Annotated in this window: 18 protein-coding genes; 9 read left to right on the top strand and 9 right to left on the bottom strand. The window is 68.6% G+C overall.

Annotated elements, in window-relative coordinates:
* Positions 1 to 99: 99 nt before the first annotated feature.
* Complete coding sequence (locus ACKVMH_RS02725) at positions 100 to 678, top strand: superoxide dismutase (protein ID WP_412699138.1); 579 nt, start codon at positions 100 to 102, stop codon at positions 676 to 678.
* 68 nt (positions 679 to 746) lie between these two features.
* Here ACKVMH_RS02725 and ACKVMH_RS02720 read toward each other — a convergent pair whose 3' ends face one another.
* On the bottom strand, positions 747 to 1901 hold the full coding sequence (locus ACKVMH_RS02720) for a 5-(carboxyamino)imidazole ribonucleotide synthase (protein ID WP_412699137.1): 1155 nt from the start codon (positions 1899 to 1901) through the stop codon (positions 747 to 749).
* A 10-nt stretch (positions 1902 to 1911) separates the two neighbouring features.
* The gene (gene purE / locus ACKVMH_RS02715; RefSeq protein ID WP_215219843.1) at positions 1912 to 2415 is read right to left on the bottom strand and encodes a 5-(carboxyamino)imidazole ribonucleotide mutase; all 504 of its coding nucleotides are present in this window, start codon (positions 2413 to 2415) and stop codon (positions 1912 to 1914) included.
* 75 nt (positions 2416 to 2490) lie between these two features.
* Here purE and ACKVMH_RS02710 point away from each other — a divergent pair, with 75 nt between their 5' ends.
* The 3 genes from ACKVMH_RS02710 to ACKVMH_RS02700 are packed head-to-tail and all read left to right on the top strand — an operon-like array spanning position 2491 to position 3951.
* Positions 2491 to 2760, top strand: a complete 270-nt coding sequence (locus ACKVMH_RS02710; protein ID WP_412699136.1) for a Trm112 family protein — start codon at positions 2491 to 2493, stop codon at positions 2758 to 2760.
* Positions 2757 to 3623 carry a carboxylating nicotinate-nucleotide diphosphorylase gene (nadC, locus tag ACKVMH_RS02705; RefSeq protein ID WP_412699135.1) on the top strand — a complete coding sequence of 289 codons (867 nt, stop codon included), beginning with the start codon at positions 2757 to 2759 and terminating at the stop codon, positions 3621 to 3623. The genes ACKVMH_RS02710 and nadC overlap by 4 nt, the downstream gene beginning before the upstream one ends.
* A 4-nt stretch (positions 3624 to 3627) precedes the next feature.
* Entirely contained in the window at positions 3628 to 3951 is a 324-nt protein-coding gene (locus tag ACKVMH_RS02700; RefSeq protein WP_215219840.1) for a DUF3301 domain-containing protein, read from the top strand.
* Between the two features lie 19 nt (positions 3952 to 3970).
* Here the strand turns inward: ACKVMH_RS02700 and ACKVMH_RS02695 are convergent, their stop codons facing one another.
* From ACKVMH_RS02695 to ACKVMH_RS02670, 6 genes are all read right to left on the bottom strand, one after another.
* Positions 3971 to 4483 (bottom strand): ClpXP protease specificity-enhancing factor, encoded by a 513-nt coding sequence (locus ACKVMH_RS02695; protein ID WP_251370657.1) that lies wholly within the window; start codon positions 4481 to 4483, stop codon positions 3971 to 3973.
* A gap of 71 nt (positions 4484 to 4554) precedes the next feature.
* Entirely contained in the window at positions 4555 to 5190 is a 636-nt protein-coding gene (locus ACKVMH_RS02690; protein ID WP_412699134.1) for a glutathione S-transferase N-terminal domain-containing protein, read from the bottom strand.
* A gap of 161 nt (positions 5191 to 5351) precedes the next feature.
* Positions 5352 to 6113, bottom strand: a complete 762-nt coding sequence (locus ACKVMH_RS02685) for a cytochrome c1 (protein ID WP_412699133.1) — start codon at positions 6111 to 6113, stop codon at positions 5352 to 5354.
* A complete protein-coding gene (locus tag ACKVMH_RS02680; protein ID WP_215219837.1) occupies positions 6106 to 7365 on the bottom strand; it encodes a cytochrome b in 1260 nt (419 codons plus the stop codon). Before ACKVMH_RS02680 ends, ACKVMH_RS02685 begins: the two co-directional genes overlap by 8 nt.
* Positions 7366 to 7368: 3 nt before the next feature.
* Positions 7369 to 8013 (bottom strand): ubiquinol-cytochrome c reductase iron-sulfur subunit, encoded by a 645-nt coding sequence (petA, locus tag ACKVMH_RS02675; protein WP_215219836.1) that lies wholly within the window; start codon positions 8011 to 8013, stop codon positions 7369 to 7371.
* Between the two features lie 163 nt (positions 8014 to 8176).
* Positions 8177 to 9082 carry a lytic transglycosylase domain-containing protein gene (locus ACKVMH_RS02670; RefSeq protein ID WP_215219835.1) on the bottom strand — a complete coding sequence of 302 codons (906 nt, stop codon included), beginning with the start codon at positions 9080 to 9082 and terminating at the stop codon, positions 8177 to 8179.
* A gap of 157 nt (positions 9083 to 9239) precedes the next feature.
* Between ACKVMH_RS02670 and miaB the strand changes: the two genes are divergently transcribed.
* Entirely contained in the window at positions 9240 to 10625 is a 1386-nt protein-coding gene (miaB, locus tag ACKVMH_RS02665) for a tRNA (N6-isopentenyl adenosine(37)-C2)-methylthiotransferase MiaB (protein WP_412699132.1), read from the top strand.
* A gap of 213 nt (positions 10626 to 10838) precedes the next feature.
* Here the strand turns inward: miaB and ACKVMH_RS02660 are convergent, their stop codons facing one another.
* Positions 10839 to 12533, bottom strand: a complete 1695-nt coding sequence (locus ACKVMH_RS02660; RefSeq protein WP_412699131.1) for an amidohydrolase — start codon at positions 12531 to 12533, stop codon at positions 10839 to 10841.
* Positions 12534 to 12621: 88 nt separating this feature from the next.
* On the opposite strand from ACKVMH_RS02660, the gene ACKVMH_RS02655 reads away from it, so the two are divergent.
* The 4 genes from ACKVMH_RS02655 to ACKVMH_RS02640 form a co-directional block, all read left to right on the top strand.
* Positions 12622 to 13605, top strand: coding sequence for a PhoH family protein (locus tag ACKVMH_RS02655; protein ID WP_412699130.1), 984 nt, complete (start codon positions 12622 to 12624; stop codon positions 13603 to 13605).
* A 19-nt stretch (positions 13606 to 13624) separates the two neighbouring features.
* Complete coding sequence (ybeY, locus tag ACKVMH_RS02650; RefSeq protein ID WP_215219833.1) at positions 13625 to 14098, top strand: rRNA maturation RNase YbeY; 474 nt, start codon at positions 13625 to 13627, stop codon at positions 14096 to 14098.
* 81 nt (positions 14099 to 14179) lie between these two features.
* Positions 14180 to 15073 (top strand): HlyC/CorC family transporter, encoded by an 894-nt coding sequence (locus tag ACKVMH_RS02645; RefSeq protein WP_215219832.1) that lies wholly within the window; start codon positions 14180 to 14182, stop codon positions 15071 to 15073.
* Between the two features lie 55 nt (positions 15074 to 15128).
* A partial coding sequence (locus ACKVMH_RS02640) for a lipoprotein N-acyltransferase Lnb domain-containing protein (RefSeq protein ID WP_412699129.1) occupies positions 15129 to 15937 on the top strand: 809 nt, incomplete at its 3' end.

Raw genomic sequence — 15937 nt, 5'->3', positions numbered from 1 at the left:
GATAGAATGGGGATTGTAAGCCGCCGGACCGGCCCACGCGATCGCCAGACGCTTGCGCGGGTCCGGCCGGCACCGCCAGCCTCAACAAGGAGTCCGCCCATGGCCATTGAACTGCCTCCCCTGCCCTACGACCGCGCCGCGCTCGAGCCGCACATCTCCGCCGAGACGCTCGACTACCACCACGGCAAGCACCACAAGGCCTACGTCGACAACCTCAACAGGATGATCGAGGGCACCGAGTTCGCCGACATGGACCTGGTGGAGATCATCCGCAAGTCGCAGGGCGGGATGTTCAACAACGCTGCGCAGGTCTGGAACCACACCTTCTTCTGGAACTGCATGTCGCCCAATGGCGGCGGCGAGCCGACCGGTAAGGTCGCCGACGCCATCACCAAGGCGTTCGGGGATTTCGCGAAGTTCAAGGAGCAGTTCAGCGAAACCGCGATCAAGACCTTCGGCTCGGGCTGGGCGTGGCTGGTTCAGCGTCCCGACGGCACGGTTGCACTGGTCAGCACCTCCAACGCCAACACCCCGCTGACCGGCGAGGACACCCCGCTGCTGACCTGCGACGTCTGGGAGCACGCGTACTACATCGACTACCGCAACGCGCGTCCGAAGTACGTCGAGTCGTTCTGGAACCTGGTCAACTGGGAGTTCGTCGCTTCGAACATGAAGTGATCGCAGCCGCGTTGACTGATACGAAACGGCCGGGGCGACCCGGCCGTTTTCCGTTGTGCCGGCCCCGCCTAGACGGGTGTCGCGTCCTGCAGGCGCGTGATGACCGGCGCGACCTGCGCTTCGCGGCCGAGCGCATTTCCGACCCGCTCCAAGGCGGTGGACAAGGCGTCAACCGACTCCGCACGCAGCGTCGCGTGGCCAACCTTGCGGCCTTCACGGGGTTCCTTGCCGTAGTCGTGCCAGTGGCCACCCGGTTCGGCCAGCACCGGCGCGGCATCGGGCATCGCTCCGACCCAGTTCAACATGCAGGCGTGGCCCACCATCCGGGTGGAGCCCAGGGGCAGGCCGAGCACGGCGCGCAGATGGTTCTGGAACTGACTGGTCTCGGCGCCCTCGATCGTCCAGTGCCCGGAGTTGTGCACGCGTGGCGCCAGCTCGTTGGCGAGCAACTCGCCGTCCCGGCAGAACAGCTCCAGTGCGAAGACACCCACGTAATCGAGTGCCTGCGCCAGTTGCCGGGCGTAGGCGCATGCCGTCTCCGCAAGTGCCGGCGGAAGGACCGCCGGAGCCAGGCTCGCCGACAGCACGCCGTCGACGTGCCAGTTCTCGGTCAACGGCCAGGTACGGAACTCGCCGTCGCGTCCGCGCACGGCCACGACGGACAGTTCGCGCTGGAACGCGACGAAACCTTCGAGGATCAACCCGACCTTGTCGGCCTGCGCACCCAGTGCGTCCCACGCGGCGTCGGCGTCGGCCGACGAACGGATACGGAATTGGCCCTTGCCGTCATAGCCGAGCCGACGGGTCTTGAGGATGCACGGCGTGCCCGCCTCGGCGATCGCGGCATCAAGTTGCGCACGGTTGTCGATCGTGGCGAACGGCGGCACCGGAATACCGAGTTCCCGGAACAAGGTCTTTTCGGCCAAACGGTCCTGCGCGGTCCCCAGCGCGCGCGGATTGGGGTAGACCGCGACCCGTTCCGTCAGCCAGCGGGCGGACGCGGCGGGCACGTTTTCGAAGTCGAAAGTGGCCACGTCGATACGCGAAGCGAACTCGGCAAGCGCGGTCTGGTTGGTGTAGTCGCCCACCACCATTGGGGCGAACTGACCCGCGCAGGCGTCCGCAACCGCGTCCATCACCAGGAAGCGCACGCCCAGCGGCGCACCTTCCAGCGCGAGCATGCGGGCCAACTGGCCGCCGCCGAGGATGCCTACGGTGCTCATCGTGCGCGGGTCATTTGCGGGGATCATCGTTGTCGGCCACGTCTTCGGTCTGCCGGATGCGGAAGGCGTCGAGCGCGTCACGAACCGCGGGATATTCGGGGGCGAGCATCGCGGCCGCGAACAGCGCTGCGTTCGCCGCACCCGCCTGTCCGATGGCGAACGTCGCCACCGGCACGCCGGCCGGCATCTGCACGATCGACAGCAGCGAATCCATCCCGTTGAGCGCCTTGGACTGCACTGGCACGCCCAGCACCGGCACCGCGGTCTTGGCCGCCAGCATGCCCGGAAGGTGGGCGGCGCCGCCGGCCCCGGCGATGATCGCGCGCAAGCCCCGCCCGGCGGCGCTGGCGGCGTAGTCGAAAAGCACGTCGGGCGTGCGGTGGGCCGAAACCACGCGGACCTCGTGCGGCACCCCCATCGCCTCCAGCCTCGCGGCCGCGTGCTGCATCGTCTCCCAGTCCGAGCGGGAGCCCATCACGAGGCCGACGAGCGGCGCGTGCGCGGTGTCTGTCATGGTCCAGGCCTGCGGCAAAACGGTATTCTACCGACCTTCCGCCGGTGCTTCACCGCCACGCAAGGAGCCACCCACGTGGACCGCAAATTGCTCGACCTGCTCGTCTGCCCCGCCACCCGCCAGCCCGTGGCGCTGCTCGACAGCCGGGGGCTGGAGGCGCTCAACCAGGCCATTGCCGGCGGCAGCGTCGTCCGCGGGGACGGCAGCCCCCAGGCGACCGCAGTGCGCGAGGCGCTGGTCACCCGGGACCGCAAGCGCGTCTACCGGGTCGACGACGGTATCCCGGTGCTGCTCGCCGAGGAGGCCATCGTGACCACCGGGGTCGACGGCTTCCCCGCCACATGACGGCCGCTTTCGCGATCCCCGGGGAGGCGGTTGCCGCCGACGTGGCCGCCGCGCTGGCCGAGGACATTGGCAGCGGCGACGTCACCGCCGCCCTGCTGGCCGACGGGCCGGACTGCGCCTACCTGCTTTGCAAGGAGGACGCCGTGGTCTGTGGCCGGCCGTGGTTCGACGCCTGTCACCTTGCACTCGACCCGAACGTGCGCATCGATTGGCGCGTCGAAGAGGGCACGCAAGTCGCCGCCGGCACCGTACTCGCCACCCTCGAGGGACGGGCCCGCGCCCTGGTCAGCGCCGAGCGCGCGTCGCTGAACTTCATGCAAACCCTGTCCGCCACCGCCACTACAACGGCCGAGCACGTGGCCGCCGTGGACGGCACCGGCGCGCGGATCCTCGATACCCGCAAGACCATCCCCGGCCTGCGCCAGGCGCAGAAGTATGCGGTCCGCGTCGGTGGGGGGTGCAACCATCGCATGGGCCTCTACGACGCGGTGATGCTGAAGGAAAACCACGTCCGCGCAGCGGGGTCGCTCACCGCGGCGATCCGAGCGGCGCGCGCCGCCCAGCCCGGCCTGCCGCTGATCGTCGAGGTCGAGACGCTCGACCAGCTGCGCGAAGCGCTGGCCGTCGGTTGCGACCGCATCCTGATTGATGATTTCGATGCGGCGACGCGACGCGAGGCCGTGGCGGTAGTGGCTGCCCATCCGCGCCCGGTCCCGCTCGAGGTGTCCGGCGGTGTCGACCTGCCCGGCCTGCGCGCGATTGCTGCCGACGGGGTCGACTTCATCTCGATCGGCGGCCTGACCAAGCACGTCCGCGCGATCGACCTGTCCCTCAAGCTCGGCCCGCCGCCGACCGGACCCTGAGCCGATGCCGACGCTCCTGCTGTTGATGATTGCGGGTGCCGCCGCGTTCGGGTTCTGGAGCGCCGGCCGGGCCGCGGCCGAGCGGGCCGAAGCAGTCGGCCGAGACGCCTGCCGTGCCGCCGGCGTGCAGTGGCTCGACGAGAGCGTGCACGCGATCGGGCTGAAACTGTGCCGGCTGGACAGCGGCTGGCTCGGCTGGGAGCGCACGTTCCGCTTCGACTATTCCCGCAACGGTGAAGACCGCCATGCCGGCCGGCTGGTGCTGCGCGGGGACCGCCTCGTGTCCTTCACCGGGCCGCTGGCGCCGCAACCGGCGCGCCTGCAGTAGGGTCGCGCTGGCGCGCGGACTACTTCACCACGCGCAGGTGCGATCCGCGGCGCGGGCCGGGGCCCCCGCTGTCCGGATCGTCAGGACCATCAACGTCAGGATCCTGCGCTGGGGACTGCGGGTCGCCCGGCTCGCTTGGGACCGCGCTCAGGATCGGCCGGGCACCCTCGTCCTGGACGGAATGGCGACCGTCACCGTCCTCGGCCTCTTCGGGCAACGCCATGCCCTGCCCGGTTTCGCGTGCATAGATCGCCAGCACTGCACCCACCGGCACCGAGATCGACTGGCTGACCCCGCCGAACCGGGCGCTGAAGCGGATCAGCTCGTTGTCCATCTGCAGGCCGGACACGGCGCGCTCGGCGATGTTCAACACGATCCGGCCGTCATTCACCGCGTGCGCCGGCACCTGCACGCTCGGCCGGGTCGCATCGACCAGCAGGTGCGGGGTCATGTCGTTGTCGGCGATCCATTCGTACAGCGCCCGCAGCAGGTACGGGCGATGGCTGGTCATCGGGGTGGCGCTGTCATTCATGCGTGCAGTCTAGTGCAGTCGCGCGCGTGCGCGACGGCTTCCGAGCCGGGACCGCGGCCCACCCCGAGGCCCTACGCGGGCAGATCGCGCAGGCGGCGCTCCTGCTCGGTCAGGCTGCGGGTAAAGCCGGGGTTCCGGAAGATCCGGTTGCCGTAGTCCTCGATCGCCTTGCCGTCCTTGGGCAGCGGTACGCCCAGTGCCGGCAGGCGCCACACAATGGGCGCCATGGCGCAGTCGGCCAGGCTCATTTCGGTGTTGAGGAAGAACTTGAACGCCTTGAACAGCGGAACCGAGGCGGTGAGCAGTTCCTTCAGGCGCTTGCGACCGGCATCGGCCTGGGCCTTGTTGCCCAGCTGGATCGCCTGCACCTGCGGCACCCAGTCGTGCTCGAGCCGCAGCATCGCCAGCCGCAGGCGGGCACGCGACAGCGGGTCGACCGGCATCAGCGGCGGGTGCGGATAGCGCTCGTCGAGGTATTCGCTGACCACGCTGGCGGCGTACAGCACCAGGTCGCGCTCGACCAAAGTCGGCACCGAGTGGTACGGATTGAGGTCGACCAGGTCTTCCGGCGGATTCTGCGGGTCGACCGGGATCAGGTCGTAGGTGACGCCCTTGGCGGCCAGCACCAGCCGCACGCGGTGGCACAGGACGCAATCGTTCGAGGAGAACAGGGTAAGGGCATTACGCATGCGTGGACTCGCCGCCATCATCGACCTCTCCAGCAACCGGAATCCGCCGGTCGCAAGACGCCGCCCACCCAGCGCGGGCGGTCGTCACGGCCTCGAGTTGGTCGCCCCGACGGCACCGGGACAACCGGGTCCGCATGGCAAAGCCCGCACATGCGTGCGGGTCGTTGCACCGGGATCGCCTAGTGCACGTCTCGCCAGTATTCCTTCTTCAACAGCCAGGCGAGGAACGTGAACGCGGCGAGGAACAGGATCACCCAGACGCCCATGCTCTGGCGCTTGAGGGCGGCCGGTTCGCCGGCGTACTCGAGGAATGCGGTGATGTCCCGGACGGACTGGTCGAACGCCTGCGGGTCCAGCGAGCCGGGCTGGGTGACCTTGAGGCCGGTCACCGGGCGCTCGCCGGTTGCGTCAGGCTCGCCGAACTCCGCGTGCTGCAGGCCCTGGAGCTCCCACAGCGGGTTCGGCATCGACACCGCCGGGAACAGCTTGTTGTTCCAGCCCAGCGTGCTCGACTCGTCCAGGTAGAACGACTTGAGGTAGGTGTAGATCCAGTCGCTGCCGCGCACGCGCGAGATGAGGCTCAGGTCCGGCGGCATCTTGCCGAACCATTCGGTGGCGTTGGCCTCCGGCATCGAGACCATCACCTGCTCGCCGAACTTGGCGCCGGTGAAGTTCAGGTTGTCCATGACCTGCTCTTCGGTCAGGCCCAGGTCCTCGGCAATGCGCGAGTAACGCAGGTACTTGAGGGAGTGGCAGCCCGAGCAGTAGTTCATGTACAGCTGGGCGCCGCGCTGCAGGGACGCCTGGTCGCCCAGGTCAACGCCCGACTGCTGTAGGTCGCCGCCGGTGGCGGCCATCGCCGAGGCCGACACCAGGACGCCGGCGACGACGGTGGTGAAACAGGCAAACAGGCGGTTGCGGAAGCGCTTGGACTTAGTCATGCGTCGTCACCCGTTCCGGCACCGGCTTGGTCTTGTCGATCTTGGTCCACAGCGGCATCGTGATGAAGAAGGCGAAGTAAAGGAAGGTCAGGACACGGCCGATCTGCGTCTCCACCGGGTCGGTACCCGGGCCGGCGCCGATCTTGCCCAGCCACACGAAGCAGACCGCGAGCAGCGCCAGCATGGCCTTGGAGATCCAGCCGCGGTAGCGCACCGAGTGCACCTTGCTGCGGTCAAGCCACGGCACAGCGAACAGGATGGCGATCGCGCCGAACATCACCATCACACCGCCGAGCTTGTCGGGGATGACGCGCAACATGGCGTAGTAAGGCGTGTAGTACCAGACCGGCTTGATGTGCGCGGGCGTCACCAGGCGGTTGGCCTCGGTGAAGTTGTCGTGCTCGAGGAACCAGCCCCCGAATGCCGGCGCGAAGAAGATGATGAACGCCGCGAGCATCAGGAAGAAGCCGACGAACACCGTGTCCTTGACCGTGTAGTACGGGTGGAACGGGATGCCGTCGGTCGGCGCGGTCGGCGACCAGCGGTTGCCCTTCGGGCCCTTCTTGATTTCGACGCCATCGGGATTGTTGGAACCGACCTCGTGCAGCGCGCCCAGGTGCAGGACCACCAGCAGCAGCAGCACCAGCGGCACGGCGATGACGTGCAGGGCGAAGAACCGGTTGAGGGTCGCGTCGCCGGGCAGGTAGTCGCCCATGATCCACTCGGTCAGGCCGTTGCCGATGACCGGGATGGCACCGAACAGCGAGATGATGACCTTGGCGCCCCAGAAGGACATCTGGCCCCACGGCAGCACGTAGCCCATGAACGCCTCGGCCATCAGGACGAGGTAGATGAGCATGCCGAGCACCCACACCAGCTCGCGCGGCTTGCGGTACGAGCCGTACATCAGCCCGCGGAACATGTGGATATAGACAACCACGAAGAACAGCGACGCACCGGTGGAGTGCATGTAGCGGATCAGCCAGCCCCACTCCACGTCGCGCATGATGTATTCGACCGAGGCGAAGGCTTCCGCCGCGCTCGGCTTGAAGTGCATCGTCAGGAAGATGCCGGTGAGGATCTGGTTGACCAGAGCCACCAGCGACAGCACGCCGAAGATGTACCAGATGTTGAAGTTCTTGGGCGCGTAGTACTCGCTCATGTGCTTGCGGTACATCGGCGCAAGCGCGGGCGCGCGTTCGTTGACCCAGTCCATCACGCCATTGGCGCTGCGGGTGAAGATGTTGGCCATGGCTTATGCGGCTCCCTGCGGGTCGACACCGATGACGAGGGTGGTGTCGTTTTCGTAGTGGTGCGGCGGAACGACCAGGTTGGTCGGCGCGGGCACACCCGCGTAGACGCGGCCGGCCATGTCGAACTTGGACTTGTGGCACGGGCAGAAGTAGCCGCCCTTCCAGTTCGTGTCGAACGGCTCGGGCCGGATCTCTGCCTTCATTTCCGGCGAGCAGCCCAGGTGGGTGCACAGGCCGACCAGCACGGAGACTTCCGGCTTGATCGAGCGCAGGTGCGCGTCGCCTTCCAGCACGTACTCGGGCTGCTGCTCGGGGTTCTCCGACATCGGGTCGCGCAGTTGGTCGTCGAGGGTCGGCAGCGCCTGCAGGATCTCCGGCGAGCGACGCACGATCCAGATCGGCTGGCCGCGCCATTCCAAAACCAGCCGCTGGCCGACCTCGAGCGTGCTGATGTCGGCACTGACCGGCGCACCGGCGAGCTTGGCGCGCTCGCTGGGGTTCCACGACTTGATGAAGGGCACCGCGACGAAGCCCGCGCCTACGGCGCCGACCACGGCGGTGGTCGCAGTCAGGAACCTGCGGCGACCGTGGTTGACGGGCTCGCCCGCGTGCTCGCTGCGAGGATCATGGATCCCTTGGTTGGCCATCCGGCACTCCGCAAATCTTGAATTCGACGTTCACCGCACGGCCTGCACCACTGGCGACGGCTGGCGGCTCAAAAGACGGGGAAGTGTAACGGAACGGTTAACGAACCGACAATCCGGTTGCACGCCATCGCGCCGCGACCGGCGCCACGACGCCCCCACCACGCTACTGGGCGGCGCGGTACCGCTCGGCCAGCACCCCGACGCGCTGCACGTAGCGCTGCGTCTCGCTGAAGGGCGGCACTCCCTTGTACTTGTCGACGTTGCCCTCGCCCGCGTTGTAGCCGGCGGCGGCCAGGGTCAGGTTGCCGTCGAAGCGCTTGAGCAGCCAGGCCAGGTACTCGACCCCGCCGTGGATGTTCTGTGCGGCGTCGAACGCATTGCCCACGCCGAACCGCCTCGCGGTGGCGGGCATCAGCTGCATCAGGCCCTGCGCGCCGACCCGGGACAGGGCATTGGGATTGAACGCGGACTCGGCGTGGATGATCGCGCGCACGATCGCTTCATCGACGCCGTGCTTCTTCGCAGCCGCGGCGATCTCGTCGCGGTAGGCCGCGGTGTTGAGCCGTACGTTGCCGAAGTTGACCCCCGGCTTGGCGGCGCAGGCATAGCAGGTCTCGAGGAAGCTGTAGCTGATCGTCCGTACCGAACTCGCCCGGGCGACGGCGCCCTTGGGACGGCTGCTGGTGTAGTGGCGGACGCCGTCCTTGATATAGGAGTACACCTGCCCCTGGACCAGCCGTGAGCCGCTCGCACCCGGCTGGACGGACTTCACCGGCGCGGCATTGGTCATGGACGTGCCGGCGGCCGTGCCCACCGAAACCGGCGAACCGGCGGTGGTGCTGGCCGGCGAAGCGCTGCCCACGGCCGCGGAGGGCGCAGGACGGGACGGGGGCGGAGGCGACTTGCTGGCGGTGTAGCTGCTGATGGCACTGCAACTGGCGCCGGGGATGCGCTTGCTGACATAGCTGCGACCCCCGTCGGCGCTGTCGCACCGGTACACGGTGCCGGCGGCCACAGGCGTGGCGACCAGCAGGCATGCGAGCCCCAGAAACACAATGCTCCCCCTCATGGCCGCGAGTCTCCCCCTTCGCCCGGGCGTTGCCAACCCCCTCATTCCGCAAAACGCGACGGACTGCGCGGGATGGCCGTTGTCGCGCGCTAGACTGTTGGGTTCCCAGTCAGCCACCTCCGGCGCGGAATAACCACCGCCCCTCCCGGACCGCCCCATGACCGAATCCACCGCCCCCCTCTTCCCGGCCGCCGAAGCCGTGGCCCGTCCTACCGGCAAGCTCTTCATCCAGACCCACGGGTGTCAGATGAACGAGTACGACTCGGCCAAGATGGCCGACGTGCTGGCCGCCGCAGAAGGCCTCGAATTGACCACGAACGTCGAAGAAGCCGACGTGATCCTGGTCAATACCTGCTCGATCCGCGAAAAAGCCCAGGAGAAGGTCTTCAGCCAGCTTGGCCGCTGGAAGTCCCTCAAGGCCGGTGACAAGCCGGTGCTGATCGGCGTGGGCGGCTGCGTGGCGAGCCAGGAGGGCGAGGCGATCGTCAAGCGCGCCCCGTACGTGGACCTCGTGTTCGGACCCCAGACGCTGCACCGCCTGCCGGAGCTGATCCGCGACCGCCGCGCCTCCGGGCAGCCGCAGGTGGACATCAGCTTCCCCGAGATCGAGAAGTTCGACCGCCTGCCCGAGCCCCGTGCCGACGGCCCCAGCGCGTTCGTGTCGATCATGGAGGGCTGCTCGAAGTACTGCTCCTTCTGCGTGGTGCCCTACACCCGCGGCGAGGAAGTGAGCCGGCCTTTCGAGGACGTACTCGTGGAGGTCGCGCAACTGGCGGCCCAGGGCGTGCGCGAGATCAACCTGCTGGGCCAGAACGTCAACGCCTACCGCGGCCCGCTCGGCGACGGCGACACCGCCGACCTGGGCCTGCTGATCCGGACCATCGCGGAGATCGACGGGGTCGACCGCATCCGCTTCACCACCTCGCACCCGCTGGAGTTCTCCGACTCGCTGGTGGAGGCCTACCGCGATGTCCCGGAGCTGGCCAACTACCTGCACCTGCCGGTTCAGTCCGGCTCGGACCGCGTGCTCAGCGCGATGAAGCGCGGCTACACCGCGCTGGAGTTCAAGCAGAAGGTCCGCAAGCTGCGCGAGGTGCGGCCGGATATCTCGATCAGCTCGGACTTCATCGTCGGCTTCCCGGGCGAGACCGACGCCGATTTCGAGAAGACCATGAAGCTGATCGCCGACGTGGGCTTCGACCAGAGCTTCTCGTTCATCTACTCCCGTCGCCCCGGCACGCCGGCGGCAGACCTGGAAGACACGACCGGCAGCGGGGAAAAGCATGCACGGCTGTCGCGGTTGCAGGCGGCGATCAACGACAACGCCCGGCGGATCTCCGGGGCTATGGTCGGCAGCGTGCAGAAGGTGCTGGTCGAAGGTCCGTCGCGCAAGGACCCGAACGAGCTCACCGGCAAGACCGAGAACATGCGGTCGGTGAACTTCGCCGGGCACCCGCGGCTGGTCGGCCGGTTCGTCGACGTGGTGATCACCGAGGCGCTCAGCAACTCGCTGCGTGGTCGGGTCGCGGGCGTCGAATCCTGAGCCGCCCGCTCCGCCGCTACGCCCTCGGGCTCTGGTTCTGCGCGATTGCCGCGCTCGGGCTGCTGCAGTTCCGGATGCGCGCCTTCGAGGGCCGGGTATTCGACCCGACGGCGGTGGCCTGGGTCTGGCTCGCCGGGAGCTGCGTGCTGGCATGCGTGGGCGTGGTCCTGCTGGTCCGCGCCCGGCGCCGTTGACGCCGGGCGGATCGGACGGTTACGGGCGCCGGTACACCGCCTCGCCATCGACGTAGGTTGCCAGCACCTCGAGCTCGTCCAGTTGGCGCGGTTCGACCGCCAGCGGGTCCTGCGCAAGCAGGACGAAGTCGGCACGCTGCCCGACCGCGAGGCTGCCGACGTGGTCCTCGGCAAACCCGGCGTGCGCCGCATCACGGGTGAAGCCGCGCATGGCTTCCCAGGCGGTGAGTTTCTCCTGCGGCATCCAGCCGCCCGCCGGCGCCTCCTGCGCATTGCTGCGGGTGACCGCGGCATGCAGGCCCAGGCGCGGATCGACCGACTCCACCGGGAAGTCGGAGCCCAACGCCAGCCGCGCGCCGGCATCACGCAGCTTGCGCCAGGCGTACGCCCACTGGATGCGATCCGGGCCGACGCGGTCGGCCGCCCACGGCATGTCCGAGGTGGCATGGGTCGGCTGCATGGAGGCGACCACGCCCAGCGCGGCGAAACGCGGGATGTCGGCGGCAGTCAGGATCTGTGCGTGCTCCACCCGCCAGCGGTGATCGGTGCCGGAGTCGCGGCCAAGCACCTGCTCGAACGCATCGAGCACCACGCGGTTGCCGCGGTCGCCGATCGCGTGGGTTGCGACCTGAACGCCACACCCCTTGGCGCGCGCGGCGGTATCGACCAGCTGGTCGGGGGTCATCAGCAGCAGGCCGTCATTGCCGGCGTCGTCGCTGTAGTCCTCGATCAGCGCCGCGCCGCGGCTGCCGAGCGCTCCATCCACGTAAAGTTTGACCGCGCGCATCTGCAGGCGGCCATCCGGGTGCTCATACGGGCCGTTGCTGCACAGCCATGCCAGCGCCTCGCCATCGCCGTCGGCCATCGCATACACCCGCAGCGGCATCTCGCCGCGGTCGGCCAGGGCCTGGTAGGCGCGCAACTGCTGCAATGACACCCCTGCGTCGTGGACGCCGGTCAGGCCGTGTTCGACCGCCAGTTGCATGCCCACGGCAAGCGCACGCTCGGCCGCCTCCGCATCAGTGCCCGGCAGTGCCGAATCGACCTGCGCCATGGCGGCGTCGACGAAGATCCCGCTGGGCTGGCCGTTGGCGTCGCGGACGATGCGACCACCGTCGGGCTGCCAGTCACCGGACAGGTCGCGCCCACCGGCGGCTTCGGCGGCGGCGATCGCGGCGCTGTTGGCCCATCCGGCATGGCCGTCGATACGGCTCAGCCAGACCGGGCGTCCGGGGAAGGCGGCATCGAGATCGGCGGCGGTAGGGAACGTACGTTCCGGCCAGTCGTTCTGGTCCCAGCCACGGCCCAGCAGCCACGCGCCGTCCGGTAGGTCCACGGCAAACGCGCGGAGCCGGCGGAGCACCTCTTCCTTGCTGCCGGCACCCACCAGGTCCGCCTGCATCTGCGATTGGCCGAGGCCGGCGACATGCCCGTGAGCGTCGATCAGGCCGGGTATCACGGTCGCGTTGCCCGCGTCGATCTGCGTCGCCGCCGGGTAGCGCGCCAGCAGGTCCTCACGCGTGCCGACCGCGACGATCGTGCCGTCGCGGTCATAGGCCATCGCCCCGGCCTGCGGCCGGGCGGGATCCATCGTGTGGATGCGCGCGGCGCTGAGCAACGTCACGCCGTCGTTAGCCAACACCGGCGCGGCAAGCGCCACCGACATCAAGCCGGCCAGCAGCACCGCCGGCGCCTGTCCCCGTGTATTGCGCATGCCCGTTCCCCGCGTCGAAGTCCCTCGCACTTTGCGAAATACCCCGAGCGGGCGCAAGCTGGGATGCCCATTGAAGACCCCCACTGCGATGGCTGCACGCACGACTGCCGAATTCACCCTCGACCCGCCCGACGCCGAGCGCCTGGCCAACCTCAACGGACCGTTCGACGGCCATCTGCGCATGATCGAGCTGCGCACCGGGGTGGAGGTCGCCAGCCGCGGCAACGTCTACCGGTTGACCGGCCCCAAGGCGATGGTCCGCAAGACCGAGGCCCTGCTGCGCGGGTTGTGGGAAGACGCGGCCGGGGACGCGCTGGACGAGCCGGCGGTGCACCTTGCACTGGCGGCGATCGATGCCGATGCCCTGGTCAACGACGATATCGAGCCGCAGGAAGTCACCATCCGGGTCAAGCGCGGCACGATCCGCGGTCGCGGCGCCAACCAGGCAAAGTACCTGCACGCGATCGCCACCCACGACATCAACTTCGGCATCGGTCCGGCGGGCACCGGCAAGACATTCCTCGCGGTCGCCAGTGCGGTCGAGGCCTTGAACGGATCGCGGGTCCAGCGACTGGTGCTGGTACGCCCGGCCGTCGAGGCGGGCGAGAAGCTCGGGTTCCTGCCCGGCGACCTCACCCAGAAGGTCGACCCGTACCTGCGGCCGCTGTACGACGCGCTGTACGAGATGCTCGGCGTCGAGAAGGTGGTCAAGCTGCTGGAGAAGAACGTCATCGAGATCGCGCCGCTGGCCTACATGCGCGGACGCACGCTTAACGACGCGTATGTGATCCTCGACGAGGCGCAGAACACCACGATCGAGCAGATGAAGATGTTCCTCACCCGTATCGGCTACGGAAGCACGGCGGTGGTGACTGGCGACCTCACCCAGATCGACCTGCCCAAGCACCAGAAGTCAGGCCTGCGCGACGCCCTCGACGTGCTGCGCGAGGTCGACGGGGTCAGCTTCACCTTCTTCGAATCGCGCGACGTGGTGCGCCATCCGCTGGTGGCACGCATCGTCAACGCCTATGACGCCCGCGATGCGCAGGACGCGCAGTCCGGCCCTGCCTGAACGGTTCGCAGGACGCCCCATGAGCCAGCCCGCTACCCTCCTGGACGTATCCATCAGCTACGGCGTGCCGCGGGCCGGCATCCCGTCGGCGGTCAGCTTCCGTCGCTGGGTGGCCGCAGCGCTGGACGGACGGATCCGGCGCGCCGACCTGGCCATCCGATTGGTCGACGCCAAGGAAGGCCGCGCCTTCAACCGCCACTACCGCGGCAAGGACTACGCCACCAACGTGTTGAGCTTCCCCGCAGAGTTGCCCGAAGGCGTCGAACTGCCGGTGCTGGGCGACCTGGTCATCTGCGCCCCGGTGGTCGCCCGCGAAGCGCGTGAACAGGGCAAGCGCCTGGCCGACCACTACGCCCACCTAACGGTCCACGGCGCCCTGCACCTGCTGGGCTGGGACCACGAGGACGAGCGCGAGGCCGAATGCATGGAGCAGCTTGAGCGCGAGATCCTCGCCACGCTCGGCATCGACGACCCCTACCTCGTCGCCGAGTGAGCTGCGCGGCCTCGGCGGCAAGGCCGATGCGATAGACTCGCCCAGACGCCCATCCCCCGGGCGTATTCATGAACACATTCAATGTCCGAGGACGACAGTAGTACCCACGCCCATCCCCAAGCGACCGATGCGCCCGACCACCGGGGCGGTGACAAGCGTCGCTCATGGCTGGACCGGATCAGCTCCGCGCTGTCCGGCGAGCCCACCACCCGTGAGGACCTGGTCGAGCTGCTGCGCGATGCGCAGGCCGACGGGCTGATCGAGGCCGACACCCTGACGATGATGGAGGGCGCGATTGCCGTGTCCGACCTCACCGTGGGCGACGTGATGATCCCGCGCTCGCAGATGGTCGCCTTGCCGGCCGAGGCGCCGTTTCTGGAACTGATGAAGCTGGTGGTCGAGTCCGGCCACTCGCGCTTCCCGGTGCATGGCGACGACAAGGACGAAATCCTCGGCATCCTGCTGGCCAAGGACCTGTTGCGCGGCGTGGTTGCCGACGACGGCCCGGCGAGCATCCACGCGCTGTTGCGCCCGGCGGTGCTGATCCCCGAATCCAAGCGGCTGGACATCCTGCTGCGCGAATTCCGCCAGTCGCGCAACCACATGGCGATCGTGATCGACGAGCACGGCGGCGTCGCCGGCCTGCTCACGATCGAGGACGTACTGGAGCAGATCGTCGGCGAGATCGACGACGAGCACGACGACGCCGAGGACCCGAACGCGCTGATCGCCGCACAGGCCGACGGCCAGTTCGTGGTCGACGCCCTGACCCCGATCGAGGACTTCAACGAGCGCTTCCGGGCCGACTTCGACGACGACGAATACGACACCATCGGCGGCCTGGTCATCGCCGCCATCGGCCACCTGCCCGAAGCGGGCGAGGAGCTGACGCTTGATCGCTTCGTGTTCCGGGTCGCCAGCGCGGATGCGCGGCGGGTGCACGCCTTCCACGTGAGCGTGCTCGGCGATGCCTGACGGCATGGCGGGCGCGGGTGCGCACCTTCGGCGAGCAGCGCGCATCCGGCGATGGATGCAGGCAGGCCTACTGGTGGTCTTGGCGTTGTTGGTCGGCACCACGATGGCAGCGCCCCGCATCGGCGTCGCCACGATGCAACCCGGCGAGATCTTCTGGGAGCGGTTCGGCCACAACGCGCTGGTGGTGGTCGATCCCGCCAGTGGGGAGGCGACCTCGTACAACTACGGTTTCTTCGACCCGACCGAACCCGATTTCGCCAGCCGGTTCATCCGTGGCGAACCACGCTACCGGTTGGCCGCCCTGCCCTTCGAGCAGGACATGGCGATCTACCGCGACGAAGGGCGCGGGGTCGACATCCAGTGGCTCGACCTGGACCCGGACGTCGCGCGGGAGCTGGCCGATTCGCTTGCGGTGAACGCGCTGCCCGAGAACGCGCACTACGGCTACGACTACTTCCTGGACAACTGCTCGACGCGCGTACGCGACGCGATCGACGGCGCGCTCGGTGGTGCGCTGCGCCGGCAGATGGAGGGACGCTCGCAAGGCAGCACCTACCGCACGGAAGCCGTGCGGCTGGCGTCGCCGGAGCCGGCCATGTGGCTGGGCTTCGACATCGGGCTCGGGCCGTCTGCCGACCGGCCGCTGTCACGCTGGGCCGAGGCGTTCGTGCCGATGCGGCTCGCCGCCGCACTGCGAGAGACCCGCTTGCCCGACGGCCGGCCGCTGGTCGCCAGTGAGCAGCAGATCCTGCCGCATCGTCTTGCACCGGAACCACAGACCGTTCCCGCACGGTGGCCGCGCTGGGCATTGGCCGGCCTGCTGGTTGCCGCCGGGCTGGCCTGGCTCGGCGCGCGGGCGCCGCG

The organism is Lysobacter zhanggongensis (genome assembly GCF_046638635.1).
GTDB lineage: Bacteria > Pseudomonadota > Gammaproteobacteria > Xanthomonadales > Xanthomonadaceae > Novilysobacter > Novilysobacter luteus.
The sequence above is the reverse complement of the archived record's forward strand: the minus strand, read 5'-3'. Positions and strand labels throughout refer to the sequence as shown.

Excerpts from the sequence above, each read along its gene's own strand:
- ACKVMH_RS02690 (WP_412699134.1), bottom strand. The coding sequence starts at position 5,190 with ATGGCGGCGAGTCCACGCATGCGTAATGCCCTTACCCTGTTCTCCTCG.
- ACKVMH_RS02655 (WP_412699130.1), top strand. The coding sequence starts at position 12,622 with ATGGCTGCACGCACGACTGCCGAATTCACCCTCGACCCGCCCGACGCC.
- ACKVMH_RS02725 (WP_412699138.1), top strand. The coding sequence starts at position 100 with ATGGCCATTGAACTGCCTCCCCTGCCCTACGACCGCGCCGCGCTCGAG.
- ACKVMH_RS02660 (WP_412699131.1), bottom strand. The coding sequence starts at position 12,533 with ATGCGCAATACACGGGGACAGGCGCCGGCGGTGCTGCTGGCCGGCTTG.
- ACKVMH_RS02680 (WP_215219837.1), bottom strand. The coding sequence starts at position 7,365 with ATGGCCAACATCTTCACCCGCAGCGCCAATGGCGTGATGGACTGGGTC.
- ACKVMH_RS02720 (WP_412699137.1), bottom strand. The coding sequence starts at position 1,901 with ATGAGCACCGTAGGCATCCTCGGCGGCGGCCAGTTGGCCCGCATGCTC.
- ACKVMH_RS02685 (WP_412699133.1), bottom strand. The coding sequence starts at position 6,113 with ATGACTAAGTCCAAGCGCTTCCGCAACCGCCTGTTTGCCTGTTTCACC.
- miaB (WP_412699132.1), top strand. The coding sequence starts at position 9,240 with ATGACCGAATCCACCGCCCCCCTCTTCCCGGCCGCCGAAGCCGTGGCC.
- ybeY (WP_215219833.1), top strand. The coding sequence starts at position 13,625 with ATGAGCCAGCCCGCTACCCTCCTGGACGTATCCATCAGCTACGGCGTG.
- petA (WP_215219836.1), bottom strand. The coding sequence starts at position 8,013 with ATGGCCAACCAAGGGATCCATGATCCTCGCAGCGAGCACGCGGGCGAG.
- ACKVMH_RS02695 (WP_251370657.1), bottom strand. The coding sequence starts at position 4,483 with ATGAATGACAGCGCCACCCCGATGACCAGCCATCGCCCGTACCTGCTG.
- nadC (WP_412699135.1), top strand. The coding sequence starts at position 2,757 with ATGACGGCCGCTTTCGCGATCCCCGGGGAGGCGGTTGCCGCCGACGTG.
- purE (WP_215219843.1), bottom strand. The coding sequence starts at position 2,415 with ATGACAGACACCGCGCACGCGCCGCTCGTCGGCCTCGTGATGGGCTCC.
- ACKVMH_RS02670 (WP_215219835.1), bottom strand. The coding sequence starts at position 9,082 with ATGAGGGGGAGCATTGTGTTTCTGGGGCTCGCATGCCTGCTGGTCGCC.
- ACKVMH_RS02700 (WP_215219840.1), top strand. The coding sequence starts at position 3,628 with ATGCCGACGCTCCTGCTGTTGATGATTGCGGGTGCCGCCGCGTTCGGG.
- ACKVMH_RS02645 (WP_215219832.1), top strand. The coding sequence starts at position 14,180 with ATGTCCGAGGACGACAGTAGTACCCACGCCCATCCCCAAGCGACCGAT.